The 16,825-nt window shown below is 57.3% G+C and carries 20 protein-coding genes and 1 tRNA gene; 15 read left to right on the forward strand and 6 right to left on the reverse strand.

Translation table 11 applies throughout. From position 1 onward, the window contains the following. The first annotated feature begins 251 nt into the window (after window positions 1-251). A complete protein-coding gene (locus AC4FIA_RS14990) occupies window positions 252-593 on the forward strand; it encodes a zinc ribbon domain-containing protein YjdM (RefSeq protein ID WP_490366526.1) in 342 nt (113 codons plus the stop codon). A 148-nt stretch (window positions 594-741) separates the two neighbouring features. On the opposite strand, the gene AC4FIA_RS14995 is transcribed toward AC4FIA_RS14990, so the two are convergent. The 3 genes from AC4FIA_RS14995 to AC4FIA_RS15005 form a co-directional block, all read right to left on the reverse strand. Next, the gene (locus tag AC4FIA_RS14995; protein WP_490366527.1) at window positions 742-1,143 is read right to left on the reverse strand and encodes a tautomerase family protein; all 402 of its coding nucleotides are present in this window, start codon (window positions 1,141-1,143) and stop codon (window positions 742-744) included. 12 nt (window positions 1,144-1,155) lie between these two features. Then, complete coding sequence (locus tag AC4FIA_RS15000; protein ID WP_490366528.1) at window positions 1,156-1,911, reverse strand: SDR family NAD(P)-dependent oxidoreductase; 756 nt, start codon at window positions 1,909-1,911, stop codon at window positions 1,156-1,158. A gap of 342 nt (window positions 1,912-2,253) precedes the next feature. Continuing rightward, window positions 2,254-2,343, reverse strand: a tRNA-Ser gene (locus tag AC4FIA_RS15005). Window positions 2,344-2,504: 161 nt separating this feature from the next. Here AC4FIA_RS15005 and AC4FIA_RS15010 point away from each other — a divergent pair. The 8 genes from AC4FIA_RS15010 to AC4FIA_RS15045 all read left to right on the forward strand — a co-directional run bounded on the left by AC4FIA_RS15010 (window position 2,505) and on the right by AC4FIA_RS15045 (window position 9,122). After that, a complete protein-coding gene (locus tag AC4FIA_RS15010) occupies window positions 2,505-3,311 on the forward strand; it encodes a DUF2059 domain-containing protein (RefSeq protein ID WP_490366529.1) in 807 nt (268 codons plus the stop codon). Window positions 3,312-3,520: 209 nt separating this feature from the next. Then, entirely contained in the window at window positions 3,521-4,153 is a 633-nt protein-coding gene (locus tag AC4FIA_RS15015; protein WP_490366530.1) for a 50S ribosomal protein L21, read from the forward strand. 11 nt (window positions 4,154-4,164) lie between these two features. Further along, on the forward strand, window positions 4,165-4,434 hold the full coding sequence (rpmA, locus tag AC4FIA_RS15020; protein WP_103910040.1) for a 50S ribosomal protein L27: 270 nt from the start codon (window positions 4,165-4,167) through the stop codon (window positions 4,432-4,434). A 172-nt stretch (window positions 4,435-4,606) separates the two neighbouring features. After that, window positions 4,607-5,143 (forward strand): GNAT family N-acetyltransferase, encoded by a 537-nt coding sequence (locus AC4FIA_RS15025; protein ID WP_287477068.1) that lies wholly within the window; start codon window positions 4,607-4,609, stop codon window positions 5,141-5,143. Between the two features lie 3 nt (window positions 5,144-5,146). After that, entirely contained in the window at window positions 5,147-5,695 is a 549-nt protein-coding gene (locus tag AC4FIA_RS15030; RefSeq protein ID WP_490366531.1) for a GNAT family N-acetyltransferase, read from the forward strand. Next, window positions 5,682-6,725: a GTPase ObgE gene (obgE, locus tag AC4FIA_RS15035; protein ID WP_490366532.1), complete on the forward strand. Its 1,044-nt coding sequence runs from the start codon at window positions 5,682-5,684 to the stop codon at window positions 6,723-6,725. The genes AC4FIA_RS15030 and obgE overlap by 14 nt, the downstream gene beginning before the upstream one ends. Next, window positions 6,713-7,819, forward strand: coding sequence for a glutamate 5-kinase (gene proB, locus AC4FIA_RS15040; protein ID WP_490366533.1), 1,107 nt, complete (start codon window positions 6,713-6,715; stop codon window positions 7,817-7,819). Before obgE ends, proB begins: the two co-directional genes overlap by 13 nt. A gap of 37 nt (window positions 7,820-7,856) precedes the next feature. Next, window positions 7,857-9,122 (forward strand): glutamate-5-semialdehyde dehydrogenase, encoded by a 1,266-nt coding sequence (locus AC4FIA_RS15045; protein ID WP_490366534.1) that lies wholly within the window; start codon window positions 7,857-7,859, stop codon window positions 9,120-9,122. A gap of 2 nt (window positions 9,123-9,124) precedes the next feature. Here the strand turns inward: AC4FIA_RS15045 and AC4FIA_RS15050 are convergent, their stop codons facing one another. Beyond that, complete coding sequence (locus tag AC4FIA_RS15050) at window positions 9,125-9,796, reverse strand: histidine phosphotransferase family protein (RefSeq protein WP_490366535.1); 672 nt, start codon at window positions 9,794-9,796, stop codon at window positions 9,125-9,127. Here AC4FIA_RS15050 and AC4FIA_RS15055 point away from each other — a divergent pair. The 3 genes from AC4FIA_RS15055 to olsA all read left to right on the forward strand — a co-directional run bounded on the left by AC4FIA_RS15055 (window position 9,774) and on the right by olsA (window position 11,701). After that, on the forward strand, window positions 9,774-9,962 hold the full coding sequence (locus tag AC4FIA_RS15055; RefSeq protein ID WP_103910337.1) for a DUF3553 domain-containing protein: 189 nt from the start codon (window positions 9,774-9,776) through the stop codon (window positions 9,960-9,962). The two genes, AC4FIA_RS15050 and AC4FIA_RS15055, sit on opposite strands and share 23 nt — an antisense overlap. Before the next feature lie 153 nt (window positions 9,963-10,115). Next, window positions 10,116-10,877, forward strand: coding sequence for an L-ornithine N(alpha)-acyltransferase (olsB, locus tag AC4FIA_RS15060; protein WP_490366536.1), 762 nt, complete (start codon window positions 10,116-10,118; stop codon window positions 10,875-10,877). Next, complete coding sequence (gene olsA, locus AC4FIA_RS15065; protein WP_490366537.1) at window positions 10,874-11,701, forward strand: lyso-ornithine lipid O-acyltransferase; 828 nt, start codon at window positions 10,874-10,876, stop codon at window positions 11,699-11,701. Before olsB ends, olsA begins: the two co-directional genes overlap by 4 nt. A gap of 4 nt (window positions 11,702-11,705) precedes the next feature. Here the strand turns inward: olsA and AC4FIA_RS15070 are convergent, their stop codons facing one another. After that, window positions 11,706-12,332, reverse strand: coding sequence for a thiamine phosphate synthase (locus tag AC4FIA_RS15070; RefSeq protein WP_490366538.1), 627 nt, complete (start codon window positions 12,330-12,332; stop codon window positions 11,706-11,708). Window positions 12,333-12,546: 214 nt separating this feature from the next. Between AC4FIA_RS15070 and AC4FIA_RS15075 the strand changes: the two genes are divergently transcribed. The 3 genes from AC4FIA_RS15075 to AC4FIA_RS15085 are packed head-to-tail and all read left to right on the forward strand — an operon-like array spanning window position 12,547 to window position 15,963. Continuing rightward, complete coding sequence (locus AC4FIA_RS15075; RefSeq protein WP_490366539.1) at window positions 12,547-13,296, forward strand: RNA methyltransferase; 750 nt, start codon at window positions 12,547-12,549, stop codon at window positions 13,294-13,296. Between the two features lie 49 nt (window positions 13,297-13,345). Next, a complete protein-coding gene (gene ctaA, locus AC4FIA_RS15080; protein WP_490366540.1) occupies window positions 13,346-14,491 on the forward strand; it encodes a heme A synthase in 1,146 nt (381 codons plus the stop codon). After that, entirely contained in the window at window positions 14,488-15,963 is a 1,476-nt protein-coding gene (locus AC4FIA_RS15085) for a carboxypeptidase M32 (protein ID WP_490366541.1), read from the forward strand. Before ctaA ends, AC4FIA_RS15085 begins: the two co-directional genes overlap by 4 nt. Here AC4FIA_RS15085 and AC4FIA_RS15090 read toward each other — a convergent pair. Continuing rightward, a complete protein-coding gene (locus AC4FIA_RS15090) occupies window positions 15,960-16,793 on the reverse strand; it encodes a LysR family transcriptional regulator (protein WP_103910027.1) in 834 nt (277 codons plus the stop codon). The two genes, AC4FIA_RS15085 and AC4FIA_RS15090, sit on opposite strands and share 4 nt — an antisense overlap. Window positions 16,794-16,825: the final 32 nt, after the last annotated feature.

Genomic DNA, 16,825 nt, shown 5'->3' on the forward strand with positions numbered 1-16,825 from the left:
CGATCGCGGCGGACTTCCGCAAAGGCGAAAAGAGCCGCGAAGAAATCGCCGACCTTATGGCGGGCGGTGAATCCATGGCGGATCTCGAAGCCAATATTGAAGGCTATATGGAAACCCACGACGGGCACCCGCCACCACCTGCGCACTGATCCACACCTATTCCAAGAGCAATGCGGCGCTTTACCAAAGTGCCGCACGATCTGGGCATTTTTCATGTGGTCTGCCCTCCAAGAAGGGGTTAGAGCGGTTTCATGACCGATACTTTGCCCCCATGCCCCGACTGTTCGTCTACCTATACCTATCAGGTGGACGCCCTGCTTATGTGTCCTGAATGCGGGCACGAATGGTCAGCAAGTTCGTCGTCTGAGCGGGGCGCAGAGATCCGCGACAGCGTCGGCAATGTGCTGAACGAAGGCGACACAGTCACGGTGATCAAAGACCTGAAGGTCAAAGGGTCGTCTTCCGTCGTCAAAGTGGGAACCAAAGTTCGCGGCATCCGCCTTGTGGATGGGGACCACGATATCGACTGTAAGATACCTGGTATTGGGCCGATGGGGCTGAAGTCTCAGTTCGTGAAAAAGGTCTCCGGATAACTTCATCGATAACCAAGGCGAACCAGATCGCCTCCGCCGCCGTTGTCTGCGGGCCGCTCTACCGTTCTGCTGGAAGTCTAAAGCATATAGAAAACCCCGACCGGTCATTTGACAGATCGAGGCGTTAAGACGCGAAACGTCTTGGCTGTTACAACTTCTGCAGTGCGCTCACATGGGCCGCACGGGCCTCTGATGCCGGTTTTCCTGCGATGCACCATTCCTCTGCCGGAACACGGCGGCACATTCCCCGCACCTGCGAAAGGGGAATGCCCGTTTCTTCCGCGAGTATCCCAGCAAACTGTTTCATGAGCTCTTGGCGCTGTGCAAGCGGGCGGCCTTCGAGCACTATGAATTCAAAGAACGGAGAGGTCCCCGGGACGATCCCACCGTTCGCGCAATGATGTGCGGGAAGTGTTTTTATGTAAGCGCGGATGCGATCGACCGGACTTTCGAGGATTTCGGCAAATGTTTCAGAGGCGCGCTGAAGAAGGCGCTCGGACGCCGGTCCATCAATCCCGCCCTCTGGAATGGTGAAAAAGACAACAGGCATCTTGAGCGCTCCTTATGGCATGCCGCGGCGTCGGCCGCCATCGAGCGACAGGACCGTCCCAGTCGTTGCGATTGCTTCTGGCGCAAGAAGGCTGGTAACGGCCCAAGCCACTTGTTCCGGCGTGACAAGTGTTTTGAGCGACGAGTCCGCCTTCATATGCTCCAACACCTCTTCGGGCGTCGTTCCATTGTCGCGGGCGCGCACTTCGGCGATGCGATGTAGGCGCGGCGTATCGGCAGGGCCCGGGGCGACGGTGTGCGCACTGATACCACGCGGGCCGTAGGCCATTGAAAGCTGGCGCATAAGCGCGATCAACGATGCGTTTGCGACACCGGCCGCACAGGCGTAATCCGTCGGTTCCAGTCCATAGTGTCCGGCGATCCCGACAAGCCGTGCACCCTCCATCAAGTGACTATCGACAGCGCGGGTGAGGCGAAGCATGCCGCCAGCCTTGATATTAACGGATGCGGCCAGTGCGTCGGGGGCGAGTTCGGTCACATGGCCGGGGGCCGCCAGACCGGGCCCGTGCACGGCGAGTTGAACAGGGCCATCCAGCGCGGCTTTGATCGCATCGATACTGCTGTCATCCGAGATATCTGCGACGCATGTTTTTAGATCGGGGACGTCTTTCTTAAGCGCCTCAAGGCTTTCTTGGGTGCGACCAACCGCAACAATGCGCAGTCCTTCTGCGGCGAGCCGTACAGAAATTGCTTTGCCAAAGTCTCCGGTTGCGTCAACGAGGACAGCGATAGGTTTATTTTTAGTCATGCTATTTTCGTTTCGCCTCGCCATATTCGTTACCTGCACCTGTCAAACGAGCAGGTGCCCACAATCAATAACCGCATGTGATTTTGATAAGTTTGCGTTTTGAATCGTGTCAACCGAAGGGTCCGGAAACGCACAGGCAAGGTCTTACCCGATACCCTACGGGCAACTTTGGCAGTCGCAGACCAAGGGTTGATTTCCTTCGGTGGGATTGGGCGATTGTCGAAGTATCACGAAACCATTCTACGGTTCTCAAAGCCAAGCGCGAAGTTGCGGGCAGAAGAGTGCGGCAAGTTGGTTTGTAGTCAGGACAGCTTGCCATTTCAGAGTTGAAATAAAGGCAAGTGGCGGAGAGACAGGGATTCGAACCCTGGGTGGACTTGCGCCCACAACGGTTTTCGAGACCGCCCCGTTCGACCACTCCGGCACCTCTCCGCGGGGGTCTGGTGGCTGCGTTTAGCCTTATGTGTTTTCCGGTGCAACAGGGTTTTCAAAAAAAACGTCATTTGATGTGAAGGACAGCACCGCTTGGCAATTTTCAGGAAGCCGCTTAGGGTCATTTGCAAATGGGACTTCACGGGCGGGATACGCACCATATGACCAAATTTTTGTTAGCTTTCGGGGCGTTCACGCTGGCGACCCCTGTCTGGGCCACTCAGGCGCAGGACTTGTCCGACGCGCTCAGGATGTCCGAGGTCATTGCGATCATGCAGGAAGAGGGGCTGGCCTATGGCAATGTTCTGGCCACCGAGATGCTTCCAAGCGGCCCGAATGATGCGTGGGCCAAAACGGTCGAACAGATTTACGATGCGGACACAATGCTGACATCGGTCAATGCGGCGTTCGAGGCTGCGTTGGACGGCGAGGATCTTGGCCCGTTGCTGGATTTCTATGCCACAGACACCGGTACGCAGATTATCGATCTGGAACTTGAGGCCCGTGCCGCGATGGTTGATGAAGACGTCGAGGAAAGCGCGCGTGACGTTTATCGTGGTCTGGACGGCACTGATGATGCGCGGCTTGCCCAGATATCTGAGTTCATCGCCGCAAACGATCTGATCGAAAGCAATATCGCTGGCGGGTTGAATGCGACGCTTCAATTTTACGTGGGCCTGAACGACGGCGGTGCCTTTCAGATGACGGAAAACGAGATTCTGTCGGATGTCTGGGCGCAAGAACCCGATGTGCGGCTTGATACCCGTGAATGGGTCTATGCCTATCTGCTGTTGGCTTATGGTCCGCTGGATGATGACCAACTGGATGCCTATATAGAGATGTCCCAGTCATCTGCAGGGCAGGCTATGAATCAGGCGCTGTTCGAAGCGTTTAATGGAATGTACGACACGCTTTCCTATGCGATGGGGCGGGCAATTGCCGATCATCTGATGGCGATGGATCTGTAATCCGGCAAAGGCCCAATAAACGTTGGGATTGTGCGCTTGACAAAAAATGGTTTCGCCCGCATAAGCGCGACTTCATGACGGGGCTTCGGTCCCGTTTTGATTTTATTGTAATGACGCCCTTTGACGGGGCGCGCCGTTCGAGGCGACTTCGGTCACAAACACCTGCATCGGGCAGGGGCCATAGAACGCGGTGGAAAAGGAAGACACGCATGTTCGCGGTTCTGAAAACCGGTGGCAAGCAATACAAGGTCCAGTCGGGCGACACGCTCCGGATCGAAAAGCTCGCTGCTGATGCTGGTGAAACAGTCCAGTTCAACGATATTCTGATGCTTGGCGGCGACAACACAACTGTCGGCGCGCCTTTCGTGGCTGGTGCCGCGGTACAGGCCGAAGTGATCGACCAGATCAAAGGCGACAAGGTTATCAACTTTGTTAAGCGCCGTCGTAAGCACAGCTCGAAGCGCACCAAGGGCCACCGTCAGCAACTGACACTGGTTCGCGTGACAGACATTCTGGCCTCCGGTGGCGACAAGACAGGCGTTAAAGCGGCTGTTGGTGCTGGTTCGGTTGCTGGTGTTGCTGCCGCGGCTGCCGCTCCGAAAGCTGAAAAGCCTGCTGCAAAAGCTGCCCCTGCGGCCGCTGGCGCAGACGACCTGAAGCAGCTGTCCGGTGTGGGTCCCGCACTGGAAAAGAAGCTGCATGAAGCAGGTGTAACGTCTTTCGCCCAGATCGCGGCATGGACAGACGCTGACGTCGAAGAATTCGGCGAGAAGCTGTCGTTCAAAGGTCGTATCGAGCGTGAAGGCTGGATCGAACAGGCCAAAGAACTGGCCGCGAAGTAAGGAGATAACCAATGGCACATAAAAAAGCAGGCGGTTCATCCCGTAACGGTCGCGACTCCGCTGGTCGTCGCCTTGGTGTAAAACTGTACGGTGGCCAAGCGGCTATCCCGGGCAACATCATCGTTCGTCAGCGCGGCACTAAGTTTTGGCCGGGCGAGGGCGTTGGCATTGGCAAAGACCACACAATCTTTGCAACAGTTGACGGCGCAGTAACGTTCCACAAAGGCCTGAAAGGCCGCACCTTTATTTCGGTTCTCCCAGTGGCGGAGGCCGCTGAGTAAGCCGATCTTAGGGTTTAAAGAACACTTGGGGGGATCGGCGATACAGCCGGTCCCCTTTCTCGTTTGCGGGGGCAATTGGGCAGAATTCGTTAAAGACATCCATATAAGGCGTGTGTCACGCGCGATGCCGAGGAGGGGCAGCCTGTGACAAAGCCGATCGGAGGAATTGGAAATGTTGGTTGAAAAGTTGGCAACACCAGACGTCATTTCGTGCGAGCGGTTTGAACTGCGTCCCGTGCGTGTGTCTGATCAGGGCTTGATTGGTCATTATGCGGCTGATCTGCGACTGGCCAAGATGACGCCGAACATCCCTAATCCGGTTCCGCCAGGATGGGCCGAAGCCTTTGTCGCCCGTACTTTGAAAGACGACGAAGACATTGATCGCTGGGTCCTGGACGGCACCTGCTCCGACCGCCCCGAGGTGATGGGTGTCATCAGCCTGCAAAAGATGGATCGCGCACAGTCCGAGATCAGCTATTGGGTCGCGCCTGCTTTCTGGAATACAGGCATCGCCTCGGCTGCTGTTCGTGGTGTGATCGATGCCAATCCGCAGGGTGTCCAGACCATGTTTGCCAGCGTTTTTCAGGACAATCCGGCGTCGGCGCGGGTGCTGACCAACGCAGGCTTTGAATACATCGGCGACGCCGAAGCGTTTTGCGTTGCCAGAAACAGTAAAGTGTCCACCTGGACCTACCTTAAAAAGCTATGAGACATGAGTGCCAGAGACGACATTCACATTCAGACTAGAAGAGTGCGTCTCCGGCCTTTGGACACATCCGATGCGCCTGCGCTGGCGCAGCTCGGTGGGGATCCTGACGTCGCGCGGATGCTGGCGTCGGTTCCCAGCCCATGGTCCGTTGAACATTGCGAAGACTGGATCGAAGCGTCGCAATATCGCGGCCGCTTGGGATTTCGGCTGGGTGTGGAAGAAAAGGGCGGTCAATTGATCGGTTCTGTCGGGATCGGCGGAACCCCTGTTGCCAATTGCGCGTACTTCCTTGGTAAGGATCACTGGGGGCAGGGCTTGGCTACAGAAGCAACCTCGGCCCTTTTGGGCTTTGTCTTTGACCGCTTCGATACCGATGTGGTCGAGGCCGACCATTTTGATGATAACCCTGCGTCCGGACGCGTTTTGGCCAAACTTGGCTTTGAAAAGGTCGGGCAGGGGACCGGAACCAGCGCGGCACGGCTTGAGCCTGCCGCCAATACGCACTATCGCCTGAGCAGGCAGAACTTCGAGGCACACCATGAAATTTCTTGACCTCTGTAAGGTCTATATTCGATCCGGCTCGGGCGGTCGCGGCGCAGCCAGCTTCCGACGCGAGAAATTCATCGAATATGGCGGCCCGGACGGCGGCGATGGCGGGTCTGGTGGAACTGTCTGGGTCGAGGCCGTCGATGGTCTGAACACCCTGATCGATTTCCGTTACCAGCAGCATTTCTTTGCCCAGAACGGTCAGCCCGGAATGGGCCGCCAGCGCACAGGTAAAGATGGCGATGACATCACGCTGCGCGTTCCCGTGGGCACTGAAATTCTGGACGAAGACGGCGAAACCGTCATCGCGGACCTGACCGAGCTTGGTCAGAAGGTCATGCTTGCCAAGGGCGGCAATGGTGGTTGGGGCAACGTGCACTTTAAAACCGCAACCAACCAGGCACCGCGCAGGTCCAACCCCGGTCAGGAAGGCATCGAACGCACGATCTGGCTGCGTTTGAAGCTGATTGCCGACGTGGGTCTGCTCGGTCTGCCCAATGCAGGTAAATCGACATTTCTGGCGGCAACGTCCAACGCACGACCCAAGATCGCGGACTATCCGTTTACCACGCTGCACCCCAATCTGGGCGTCGTGGGCGTGGATAACACAGAATTCGTGGTCGCCGATATTCCGGGCCTGATCGAGGGAGCGCATGAAGGGCGTGGATTGGGCGATTTGTTCCTTGGCCACATCGAACGTTGCGCAGTTTTGCTGCATCTGGTGGATGGCTCGTCCGGCACCTTGATCGAGGATTATCAGACCATCGTCGACGAGATCGAGGCCTATGGCGCCGGTCTGGCAGATAAACCGCGGATCACGGTTCTGAACAAGGTCGACACGCTGGACGAGGAAGAACGCGAATTCTTACGCGATGAATTGCAGCAGGCGGTTGGCGATAAGGTCATGTTGATGTCTGGCGTTTCGGGCGAAGGCACCCAGAACGTGCTGCGCGCGCTGCGCGTGAAAATCGAAGAAGTCCGCGCCGAAGAAAAGGCAAAAGACGAAGACGGGGATGAGGGGACATGGCAGCCCTGAGTGACGCCAAAAGACTGGTCGTAAAGATCGGCTCGGCGCTGTTGGTGGATCGCAATACAGGTGATCTGCGTGAACATTGGCTTCGGTCTGTCGCCGAAGATGTGGCCCGCCTGAAAGCAGGCGGTACGGATGTGGTTATCGTGTCCTCGGGCTCTATCGCCTTGGGGCGCGTGGTTCTGGGTCTTGGCTCATCGCATTTGCCGTTGGAACAAAGTCAGGCCGCCGCCGCTGTCGGGCAGATCCAACTGGCACGCGCATGGCAGGATGCTTTGGCGCCCCATGACATCACCACCGCGCAGGTACTGGTCACACTGGAAGACAGCGAAAACCGCCGCCGTTACCTGAATTCTCGGGCCACCTTGGAAACGCTGCTTGGTTTTGGCGCGGTTCCGATTGTGAACGAAAACGACACGGTCGCGACCGATGAAATTCGTTATGGGGATAACGACCGGATGGCGGCGCAGGTTGCTGTGACCGTGGGCGCCGATCAGTTGATCCTGTTGTCCGATGTGGACGGTTTTTATTCGGCAAACCCCAACACCGATCCGACAGCCAAGCGATATGATTTCATCGACAAGATCACACCCGAGATCGAGGCGATGGCAGGTGATGCGGGTTCGGGTCTGTCCAAGGGCGGAATGAAGACCAAACTGATGGCTGGTAAGACCGCAATGGCCGCAGGTTGTGCTATGGCGATCACTGAAGGTTCGGTTCTTAACCCGCTGACCGCATTGGGAAATGGCGCGTCGGCGACGTGGTTCAAGCCGACGATTGACCCGCAGACGGCGCGCAAAAGCTGGATTGCTTCGATGAAACCCCGTGGCATTGTCACGGTCGACGATGGCGCGGCCAAAGCGTTGACCGCGGGCAAGTCGCTTTTGCCTGCGGGCATCACGGCGATCTCGGGCACGTTCGGACGAGGTGACCCGATTGTGATCCGCGATCGCGAAGGTCGTGATTTGGGACAGGGGCTCTGCCGGTATACATCCACCGAGGCGCGCGCCATTAAAGGCCGCCGATCGGATGAAATCGCAGGTGTTTTGGGGTATGAGGGCCGTGCGGTTCTTGTGCACCGTGACGACATGGCGCTGTAAGCGCCGGTAATTTGAAACCAGAAGATAGGGCAAAGACATGACCGAACAGATCGAAATTCATGCCATGATGCAGGATATCGGTGCGCGCGCCAAAGCGGCCGCGGCGGAGTTGGCCTTTGCCCCATCCGAGGCCAAGGAAAAAGCGCTGTCGACAGCCGCCGACATCGTCTGGGAACGCCGCGCCGAGATCATCGTGGCCAATGCGAAAGACCTTGAATATGGCCGTGAAAAGGGTCTGTCCGATGCGATGATGGACCGTCTGCTGTTGGATGAGGCCCGTATCCAGTCCATCTGTGACGGTCTGCGTGCAATTGCTGGCCAGACCGATCCCGTTGGTGCTGTGATTGCCGAATGGGATCAACCCACCGGCCTGAACATCAAACGCGTCCGTACACCATTGGGCGTGATTGGCGTGATCTATGAAAGCCGTCCGAACGTGACTGCCGATGCAGGTGCGCTGTGCCTGAAGGCGGGCAATGCGGTTATTCTGCGGGGCGGTTCAGAAAGTTTTCATTCCTCGGGTCTAATTCACCAGTGCCTAGTGCAGGGGCTGGTTGCTGCAGGCCTGCCCGAGGCTGCCATTCAACTGGTTCCCACACGCGACAGAACAGCGGTGTCGGAAATGTTGAAAATGACGGATTTCATCGACGTGATCGTTCCGCGCGGCGGCAAGGGCCTTGTCGGTTTGGTCCAGCGCGAGGCGCGGGTGCCGGTCTTTGCGCACCTCGAGGGCATTGTGCACGTCTATATCGACGTTGATGCCGATCCGATCAAAGCGCTGGACGTTGTGCTGAACGCCAAAACACGCCGCACAGGCATCTGTGGCGCTGCGGAGTGTCTGCTGATCCACCGCGATGTTGTCGACACCATCGGGCAGGGCGTTTTGCGCGCGCTGATGGATGCAGGGATCGAAGTGCGCGCCGATGGCGTTTTGCAATCGGTGCCGGGCACTGTGGCAGCGACGGATACAGACTGGGGCTGTGAATATCTGGACCGGATTATTGCGGCCAAGGTCGTGGATGATGTGGATGCCGCGATCGAGCACATTCGCAAATACAGCTCGGCCCATACGGAATGTATTCTGACCGAAAACGACGATACCGCGAACCGTTTCTTCGAACGTGTCGATAGCGCGATTTTGATGCGCAATGCCTCGACCCAGTTTGCGGATGGTGGTGAGTTCGGCATGGGCGCAGAGATCGGCATCGCCACAGGCAAAATGCATGCGCGTGGCCCTGTTGGTGCCGAACAGCTGACCAGCTTTAAGTATCTGGTCACAGGCGACGGCACCGTTCGGAAGTAATCCTAAACCGTCAAAGAAATCACGCCGGCGTCGTCAAGCAATTGAGGGCGCCGGTTTTCTTTTGCGGCAAGCAAAGGCAGCAGCGCAAATTGCACATGGGCGGGTTGAAGCGTTTTCAGATCTACCGGCCCTTCAAAGGCTTGCCACAAAGGATGCTCAGCATCCAACTGACCGTTTAGAACGGTTAATTCAGCGCCTCGCGGTTCGATGATCACGGCGATGCGGCCACCCATCGGCAAGACGGATTCCAGACAAAGAAAGGCCAACATCACCAGTTGTGCCTGCGTTCGGGTCATCGTTTCGGTACCGGCCAGTTCAACCTGTTTTCGTGTGCCACGTGTGAAACCGTCAAAAATGGCCTGAATCGATTGGCGGCTGACTTGGGATTCGTCGCAGGACAGACCAAAGGCGATGCGAAAGAATTTCAGTTTGGCCGAGGCATTTTCAACGCTGTGCGTCATCAGCCGCATTTCATCGCCCGCGGGATCAAGGCTTGGCGACAGACCGATCAATTCGATCCCGTTCTGGATCGCTCCGACAGGGCTAATTAGATCGTGGCACAACCGCGACCCTACCAATGCGGCCAACGCGGCGCTATCTGTAGGCTGAGACGCCGACGAACCGGCATCAAATTCCGGAAGGGGCTGTTTAATGTCTAGTGATCTAAATGCCATTCTCGAGCCTGGTATGCTTGTCAGACACCCTGATCAGCCCCAATGGGGCACAGGGCAAGTTCAATCGAACATCGGCGGGCGGATTACAGTCAACTTCCCGGATGAGGGAAAAGTCGTGATCGACGGGCGATTTGTGACCCTGACGCCGGTATTCGATCCCAGCTAGTGCCTTAGAGGTTACCAAAAGGTTAACAAACTCTGGCAAAGGCGGCGGGACCAAACGTAAGGCAGTGTTTTGGCACTGGATCAGCGGCAATCGGCCTGTTGCGCCGGAATTCCCTTTCGCATTAGAACCGGCACGGATCAAAGGGGGACCTCGATGACGGGCCAGACGCCTCGTTTCACGACACGCCTAGCGCGGGACGACGCCGATCTTCTGGCGGCGCAAAGGTTGCGGTATGATGTGTTTGTGCGCGAACTGGGCGGCGATGGTGATCTGGTGGATCACGACGCGGGCCTTGAACGAGACGCGTTCGATCCGCATTTCGACCACCTGCTTTTGCTGGATGAAAGCCGCACTGATGATCAGGTTGTCGGGGTGTACCGGCTTTTGCGGGATGATCAGGCACGACACATCGGTCGCTTCTATTCGGATGCGGAGTATGACCTTGGTCCATTGCTAAGATCTGGCCGTAAGTTATTGGAACTTGGTCGATCCTGCCTTCATAGGGATTATCGCGGTGGGGCCGGTATGATGGTGCTTTGGCAGGCCCTGGCCGATTATGTCACCCAGCACGATATCGACATTCTGTTTGGCACAGCCAGTTTTCATGGCACCGACATTGATGCTTTGGCACATCCTTTATCCAATCTGCATCATCGTCATCTGGTGTCCGAGGATTTGCGTGTGCGGTCCAAGGAATACCAAAGCTTGAACGTCTTGCCCGAGGATCAGGTTGACCGCCGTCGCGCAGTGCTGGAAACGCCTGCGCTGATCAAAGCCTACCTGCGCCTTGGTGGAGCCGTCGGTGATGGGGCCTTCGTTGACCATCAGTTTAACACCACCGATGTCTGCCTGATCATGGATACCCAACGCCTGAATGCGCGGCAAAAGGGCATTTACACCAAGGACGCCACATGAGCCAAACGTGGGATGACGAAGAACGGCCCGAAAAGCTTCGGATCGGACCAGCTGGCTGGGCGCGGGTTGCGGTGCGCGGGTCGGTTATGGGAACTGTCGTGTTCGGCGGTTTGGGGTTGTTGTTGCTGACACGATTGGTGGAACGTCCGGTGTTCAAGATGCGCCGACCGGTCACGCCATGGATCACGCAAGGTGTGTGCAAGCTGTCCCTGCGCATTATGCGTTTGCCGGTTCACGTCAGGGGTCAGCAGATGACGGATCATGGCGCGATTGTCGCGAACCATTCGTCATGGTTGGATATTTTTGTTCTGAATTCGCTGAAGAACATCTATTTCGTCTCCAAGTCCGAAGTGGCAGGCTGGCCCGGTATCGGCTGGCTTGCACGGGCGACCGGAACTGTTTTCATCCGCCGTGACCGGCGTGAGGCGAAGGCCCAGACCGCGCTGTTCGCCGAGCGGCTTCATTACGGGCATAAACTTTTGTTTTTTCCCGAAGGCACATCGACCGACGGGCTACGCGTTTTGCCGTTCAAAACCACGCTGTTTGCATCGTTTTTCGAAGACCCGCTGAAGGACGAAATCCAGCTTCAGGCCGTCACGGTGATCTATTCCGCGCCCCACGATCAGGATGCGCGGTTTTACGGCTGGTGGGGCGATATGGATTTCGGCACGCATCTGCTGAAAACGCTGTCGGCCAAGCGTCAGGGCAAGGTCGAGGTAATTTACCACGACCCAGTGCGCGTGAATGCGTTTTCAGACAGAAAGGCCATCGCGCAGCACCTTGAGGCGCAGGTGCGCGATGCTCATCATTTGAAAATCGAGTAGGGCCCTACGCCCCGGCCATCGCGTCTGTCAGCGCCTTCAGCGCTGCAACGGGATCTTCGTTGCCCCAGATTTCTTCTCCGATGCCAAAGAAGTCTGTAACGGGGGTCAGTTGGCGCACGATGTCTGCCGTCAGGCCACCTTCGGCGACAACGGGCACTTCAATCATGCTGGACCACCATTCGAACAGTTCGAATTCGGCCATGGCACCATCACCAAGCGCAGTTTCCGACACAGGGCCGAAGCTGACGTAATCCGCACCAGCTTCGCCCGCGTTCATGCCGTCATGGCGGGACTGGGCGCAGTAGCTTCCGACAATCGCGTCATCGCCAAGTTCCTTGCGGGCCGTGCGCACTGAACGCGCACCATCTGTCAGGTGCACACCGTCCAGACCCAGACGCTGGGCCAGCACGACATGCGTATCGATCACTGTCGCCACATCGTAGCTGTGCGCGATTTCACGAACTGCGTCGGCCGCGCGCAGGATTTTGTCTTCGTCCCGCGTTGCAAGGCTCAGGCGCAGACAGGCGATTTCCGTCGCATCCAGCACGGATTTCAATTTTTCTGAGAACGTGGACAGGTCCAGTTCTGGCGGTGTGATCAGATACAGCTGCGGCTCTTCTTTATCGGCCATTTCGCGTGCCCCTTCAAAGCTTTGCACCGTATTAAACAAGCTAAACCGATTTGACCATCCGGTGTTGTGGCCATTTCATCGGTCTTTCGTTGCGTGCATCGAAATTCTGCCCCGCCACGACGATGCGATTTGGCCTTTGAAACTTGGGCTGTTTGCTTGTGGCATGCGCCGCTAGGGCGTATGAGCAGGGCAAGTTTGACTGCAGGATAAAAAGATGCCCAGCGACACGCCTCAACCCTGTTTCGTGCTGGTTCGCCCGCAAATGGGTGAAAACATCGGCGCGGCGGCTCGCGCCATGTGGAATTTCGGTCTGGACCGGATGCGCGTTGTGGCCCCGCGTGATGGCTGGCCCAACGAAAAGGCCGTTGCAATGGCGTCCGGCGCGGGCCGTCTTCTGGATGAAGCCCAGCTTTATGAAAGCACGCGCGACGCGATCGAGGATTGTACCTTTGTCCTGGCAACCACCGCCCGCAGCCGCGACCTGACCAAGCCGGTTTATAGCCCGGAGCAGGCGATGAAGGTCGTGCGCGAACGGGTGGCGAAGGGCGAAAAGGTTGCCGTTTTGTTTGGCCCCGAACGTGCGGGTCTGGAAAACGAAGACATCGTTCAGGCAAATGGCATCATCACCGTTCCGGTGAACCCCGAGTTTCCTTCACTGAACCTTGGTCAATGCGTGTTGCTGACCGGTTATGAATGGCGCCGCCAAACGACCGAGATCGTGGGCGAGACCACCGAAATGGCGGGTGCTGTCTGGGCGAACCAGCAGGAAGTGGCGGCTTTGGCGGATCATTACGAAGACCGGATGGACGAGGCCGGTTTCTTCTTTCCCGAGCATAAAGCGGACAGCATGAAGCTGAACCTGCGCAATCTCTGGAGCCGGATGCCCCTGACACGCGCGGATGTTCAAACCCTGCACGGTGTCCTGCGGCAAATTGTTCGGTGGAAAGAAAAAGGCGGGCGTTGAAGGACAGGGCCCCGAGACCTACTGTCTGCTTCGATCAAGGAGAGTTTACATGAGCGGTCAGCGAAAGCTTTTCGAAGAAGTCGGCAGTGAAACTGCCAAACCCGCAGCGCCCCAAGGTGGTATGATCGATCAGGGCAGGGGTGGCGCACGCGGTGCGATCCGCATCTGGTTGATGGTGCTGTTTGCCATGGTGATGGCCATGATCTTCGTCGGTGGTTTGACCCGCCTGACAGATTCCGGCCTGTCGATCACCGAATGGGCCCCGATCACCGGCGCACTGCCGCCGATGTCCGAGGCAGCCTGGCAGGTCGAATTCGACAAATACCGGCAGATCCCTGAATACCAGTTGCAAAACAAGGGCATGAGCCTTTCCGAGTTCCAGTTTATCTACTGGTGGGAATGGGGCCATCGTCAGCTGGGCCGTGTGATCGGTCTGGTGTGGGCCGTTGGTTTCTTTGGCTTCCTCGTGACCAAAAACATCCCGACCGGTTGGACTGGTCGCCTGTTGCTGTTGGGCGCGTTGGGCGGTCTGCAGGGCGCGATTGGATGGTGGATGGTGTCTTCGGGCCTATCCGGCGAGATGCTGGATGTCGCCAGCTACCGTCTGGCCACGCACCTTGGCCTGGCGTTCGTGATCCTCGGGTTTATCGCGTGGTACGTGTTCATGCTGGGGCACGATCAGCGCGATCTGTTCCAAGCGCGTCGCAACCGCGAGGCTAAGCTGTTTTCCATGGGCACAGGCATGATGCACTTTGCCTTCCTGCAAATCCTGATCGGCGCTTTGGTTGCCGGTATTGATGCGGGGCGCAACTACACCGACTGGCCGCTGATGGGCGGCGCGTTCATCCCGCCAACCCCGTTCGAGATCGAGCCTGTATGGCGCAACTTCTTTGAAAACGATGGTCTGGTGCAGTTCATCCACCGCATGACAGGGTATGCGCTGTTTATCTTCGGTGTGATTGTCTGGCGCCGTGCACGCAAATCGCCCAACGCCGACACGCGCTTCCGTTTCAATGCGGTGATGGCGATGATGACGTTGCAAATGGTTCTGGGGATCGTCACCGTGATCTACAGCTCGCCGCTGCACATCGCGATTGTGCACCAGTTGGGCGCAGTTCTTTTGTGGGTGCTGATCATTCGTGCCCGTTTCGGCGCGCAGTACCCGCGCTTCCAGTCGGTCAGGGGGGCCGCATGACCAACGCATATGACGACTTGATGGCGTTCCAGCGCGAAACCGGTGCGCTGGGGCAAATCGCTGGCCGCTTGGGCTGGGATCAGGAAACCATGATGCCACGGGGTGCAGCCCCGCAGCGGGCCGAGGAAATGGCCGCGATGGAGCATGTGCTGCACGCCCGTCGCACGGACCCGCGTTTGGGCGACTGGCTTGCTGCCATTGATGATGCATCGCTCGATCAAGTGGGGCAGGCAAACCTGCGGCACATCCGCAAATCGTACCTGCGCAATACCGCTATTCCCGCCAAACTGGCGTCGGAACTGGCCCGCAAAACCAGCATGGCACAAGGCATCTGGGCCGAGGCACGGTCAAAGGACGATTTCGCCTCTTTTGCGCCCACGCTGGAAGAAATCGTTTCGCTGAAACGGGAAGAGGCCGCGGCGCTGAGTAAGGGCAACTTGTATGACGCGTTGCTGGACGACTATGAGCCCGACGCGACAGGCGACCAGATCGCCGCGATGTTCAACTCGATGGAGCCGCGCCTGATTGCCCTGCGTGACAAGGTGTTGGGCAAACCCGAACCCAAGAACGTCACGGGCACATTTGATGAAGCCAAGCAGATGAAGCTGACGCGGCAACTGGCTAAAACCTTTGGCTATGACATGTCGCGCGGTCGCGTTGATAAGGCTGTGCACCCGTTTTCATCCGGTAGCGGCATGGACGTGCGGATCACCACGCGCACCAGCGAGATTGACCCGTTCAACTGCTTTTATTCAACCATCCATGAAGTCGGCCACGCCTGCTATGAGCAGAACATCGACGACGATTATATGTTCACGCCTTTGGGCAGTGGTGTGTCGATGGGCGTTCACGAAAGCCAGAGCCGCATCTACGAAAACCAGATCGGTCGTGGGCGTGCGTTTACATCGTGGCTCTTTGGCGAGATGAAAGAGGCCTTTGGTGATTTCGGCATCGCCAACCAAGATGAATTCTACGCGACTGTGAATAAGGTCCACAAAGGCTACATCCGGACGGAAGCGGACGAAATCCAGTATAACCTGCACGTTTTGCTGCGCTTTGGTCTGGAAAAAGACCTGATGGAGGGCAAGCTGGACGTGGCCGACCTTGAAGAGGCGTGGAATACGCGGTTCGAACAGGCGTTTGGTTATAAGGTCGACAAGGCATCGAACGGCGTGCTGCAGGATGTGCACTGGTCCGTCGGCCTGTTCGGTTATTTCCCGACCTATTCGTTGGGCAACCTTTATGCGGGCTGCCTAAACGTGGCGATGAGGGGTGCATTGCCCGATCTCGATACGGATCTGGCAAAGGGCGATACCACTGCGGCGACGGCGTGGCTGCAGGAAAACGTGCAGCAGCACGGTGGGCTTTACAAACCCACTGACCTGATCGCCAAAGCCACTGGGGCTGAACCGTCAGAGGCACCTTTGATGGACTATCTGGAAGCCAAATTCGGCGAGATTTACGATCTTTAAGGTGTCAGGTCCTCAAAGCATTTGAGGATCCAATCCACGACCTGCCGCATTGCCGGATCATTGCGGCGGGTTTCATGGTAGGACATCCACATGTCCATTTTTGCTTCGGGCAAGGTCGCGCTTACCGGCCCTAGCCGATCATCCGCATCGCCGATGATCGTAGGCAGCGGCGCGCAATAGCCGGTGGCGTTCATCAGCTGATAGATGGCATCAAAGTTTTCCACGCGCACTTTGGGCGGGCGGCGGTACAGATCGAAACCAGCCCGCATGATGTCGATGGCGTCAAAGCTTTCGACCAGACCGATCCAATCCTGTGGGTCGGGCATATCCTTGATCTTGTACAGTCGGAAGCTCAGTACACCTGCTTTTCGGGTGATGACCCGCCCGTGATCCGGTGCGCCGGGCGTGATGACCAGATCGTTGTCACCCAGACCTTCACGTTGCGCGCGGTCATGAAAAACAAGCGATAAGCCTTCGAGATCCTTCGAATATTTCTTGAGACCTGGAAAAAGAACGCGCGAGTTGATGACCGGAATGCAGCCGATGCTGACGCGGATATCTTCGGCACCGCGCCGGATGGACGGTTCGTTCAACAGCGACCGAAGGGCACCATCAAAATCCTGCGCAAGATCGATGATCGGGCGGATCGCGCCTGACGGCTGCCAGCCATCCGGTGTTTTGATAAAGGCGGTGGTTCCCAAATGGCCTGACAACCGCTCGATACGTCGCGACACTGTTGCTGTATTCGTCCCGAGAGATTTGGCCGCTGCGGTCATCGTTCCGGTTTTCGAAAGAGCCACCAAAAACCGAAGATCATCCCAGTTAATCATAAGTCCACCACGTCTAGTCTGAGTTCCGACTG

This window comes from Thalassococcus sp. (assembly GCF_982780845.1).

Coding starts and splice junctions, on each gene's coding strand:
- AC4FIA_RS14990 (WP_490366526.1), top strand. CDS start 252: ATGACCGATACTTTGCCCCCATGCCCCGACTGTTCGTCTACCTATACC.
- AC4FIA_RS14995 (WP_490366527.1), bottom strand. CDS start 1,143: ATGCCTGTTGTCTTTTTCACCATTCCAGAGGGCGGGATTGATGGACCG.
- AC4FIA_RS15000 (WP_490366528.1), bottom strand. CDS start 1,911: ATGACTAAAAATAAACCTATCGCTGTCCTCGTTGACGCAACCGGAGAC.
- AC4FIA_RS15010 (WP_490366529.1), top strand. CDS start 2,505: ATGACCAAATTTTTGTTAGCTTTCGGGGCGTTCACGCTGGCGACCCCT.
- AC4FIA_RS15015 (WP_490366530.1), top strand. CDS start 3,521: ATGTTCGCGGTTCTGAAAACCGGTGGCAAGCAATACAAGGTCCAGTCG.
- rpmA (WP_103910040.1), top strand. CDS start 4,165: ATGGCACATAAAAAAGCAGGCGGTTCATCCCGTAACGGTCGCGACTCC.
- AC4FIA_RS15025 (WP_287477068.1), top strand. CDS start 4,607: ATGTTGGTTGAAAAGTTGGCAACACCAGACGTCATTTCGTGCGAGCGG.
- AC4FIA_RS15030 (WP_490366531.1), top strand. CDS start 5,147: ATGAGTGCCAGAGACGACATTCACATTCAGACTAGAAGAGTGCGTCTC.
- obgE (WP_490366532.1), top strand. CDS start 5,682: ATGAAATTTCTTGACCTCTGTAAGGTCTATATTCGATCCGGCTCGGGC.
- proB (WP_490366533.1), top strand. CDS start 6,713: ATGGCAGCCCTGAGTGACGCCAAAAGACTGGTCGTAAAGATCGGCTCG.
- AC4FIA_RS15045 (WP_490366534.1), top strand. CDS start 7,857: ATGACCGAACAGATCGAAATTCATGCCATGATGCAGGATATCGGTGCG.
- AC4FIA_RS15055 (WP_103910337.1), top strand. CDS start 9,774: ATGTCTAGTGATCTAAATGCCATTCTCGAGCCTGGTATGCTTGTCAGA.
- AC4FIA_RS15050 (WP_490366535.1), bottom strand. CDS start 9,796: ATGGCATTTAGATCACTAGACATTAAACAGCCCCTTCCGGAATTTGAT.
- olsB (WP_490366536.1), top strand. CDS start 10,116: ATGACGGGCCAGACGCCTCGTTTCACGACACGCCTAGCGCGGGACGAC.
- olsA (WP_490366537.1), top strand. CDS start 10,874: ATGAGCCAAACGTGGGATGACGAAGAACGGCCCGAAAAGCTTCGGATC.
- AC4FIA_RS15070 (WP_490366538.1), bottom strand. CDS start 12,332: ATGGCCGATAAAGAAGAGCCGCAGCTGTATCTGATCACACCGCCAGAA.
- AC4FIA_RS15075 (WP_490366539.1), top strand. CDS start 12,547: ATGCCCAGCGACACGCCTCAACCCTGTTTCGTGCTGGTTCGCCCGCAA.
- ctaA (WP_490366540.1), top strand. CDS start 13,346: ATGAGCGGTCAGCGAAAGCTTTTCGAAGAAGTCGGCAGTGAAACTGCC.
- AC4FIA_RS15085 (WP_490366541.1), top strand. CDS start 14,488: ATGACCAACGCATATGACGACTTGATGGCGTTCCAGCGCGAAACCGGT.
- AC4FIA_RS15090 (WP_103910027.1), bottom strand. CDS start 16,793: ATGATTAACTGGGATGATCTTCGGTTTTTGGTGGCTCTTTCGAAAACC.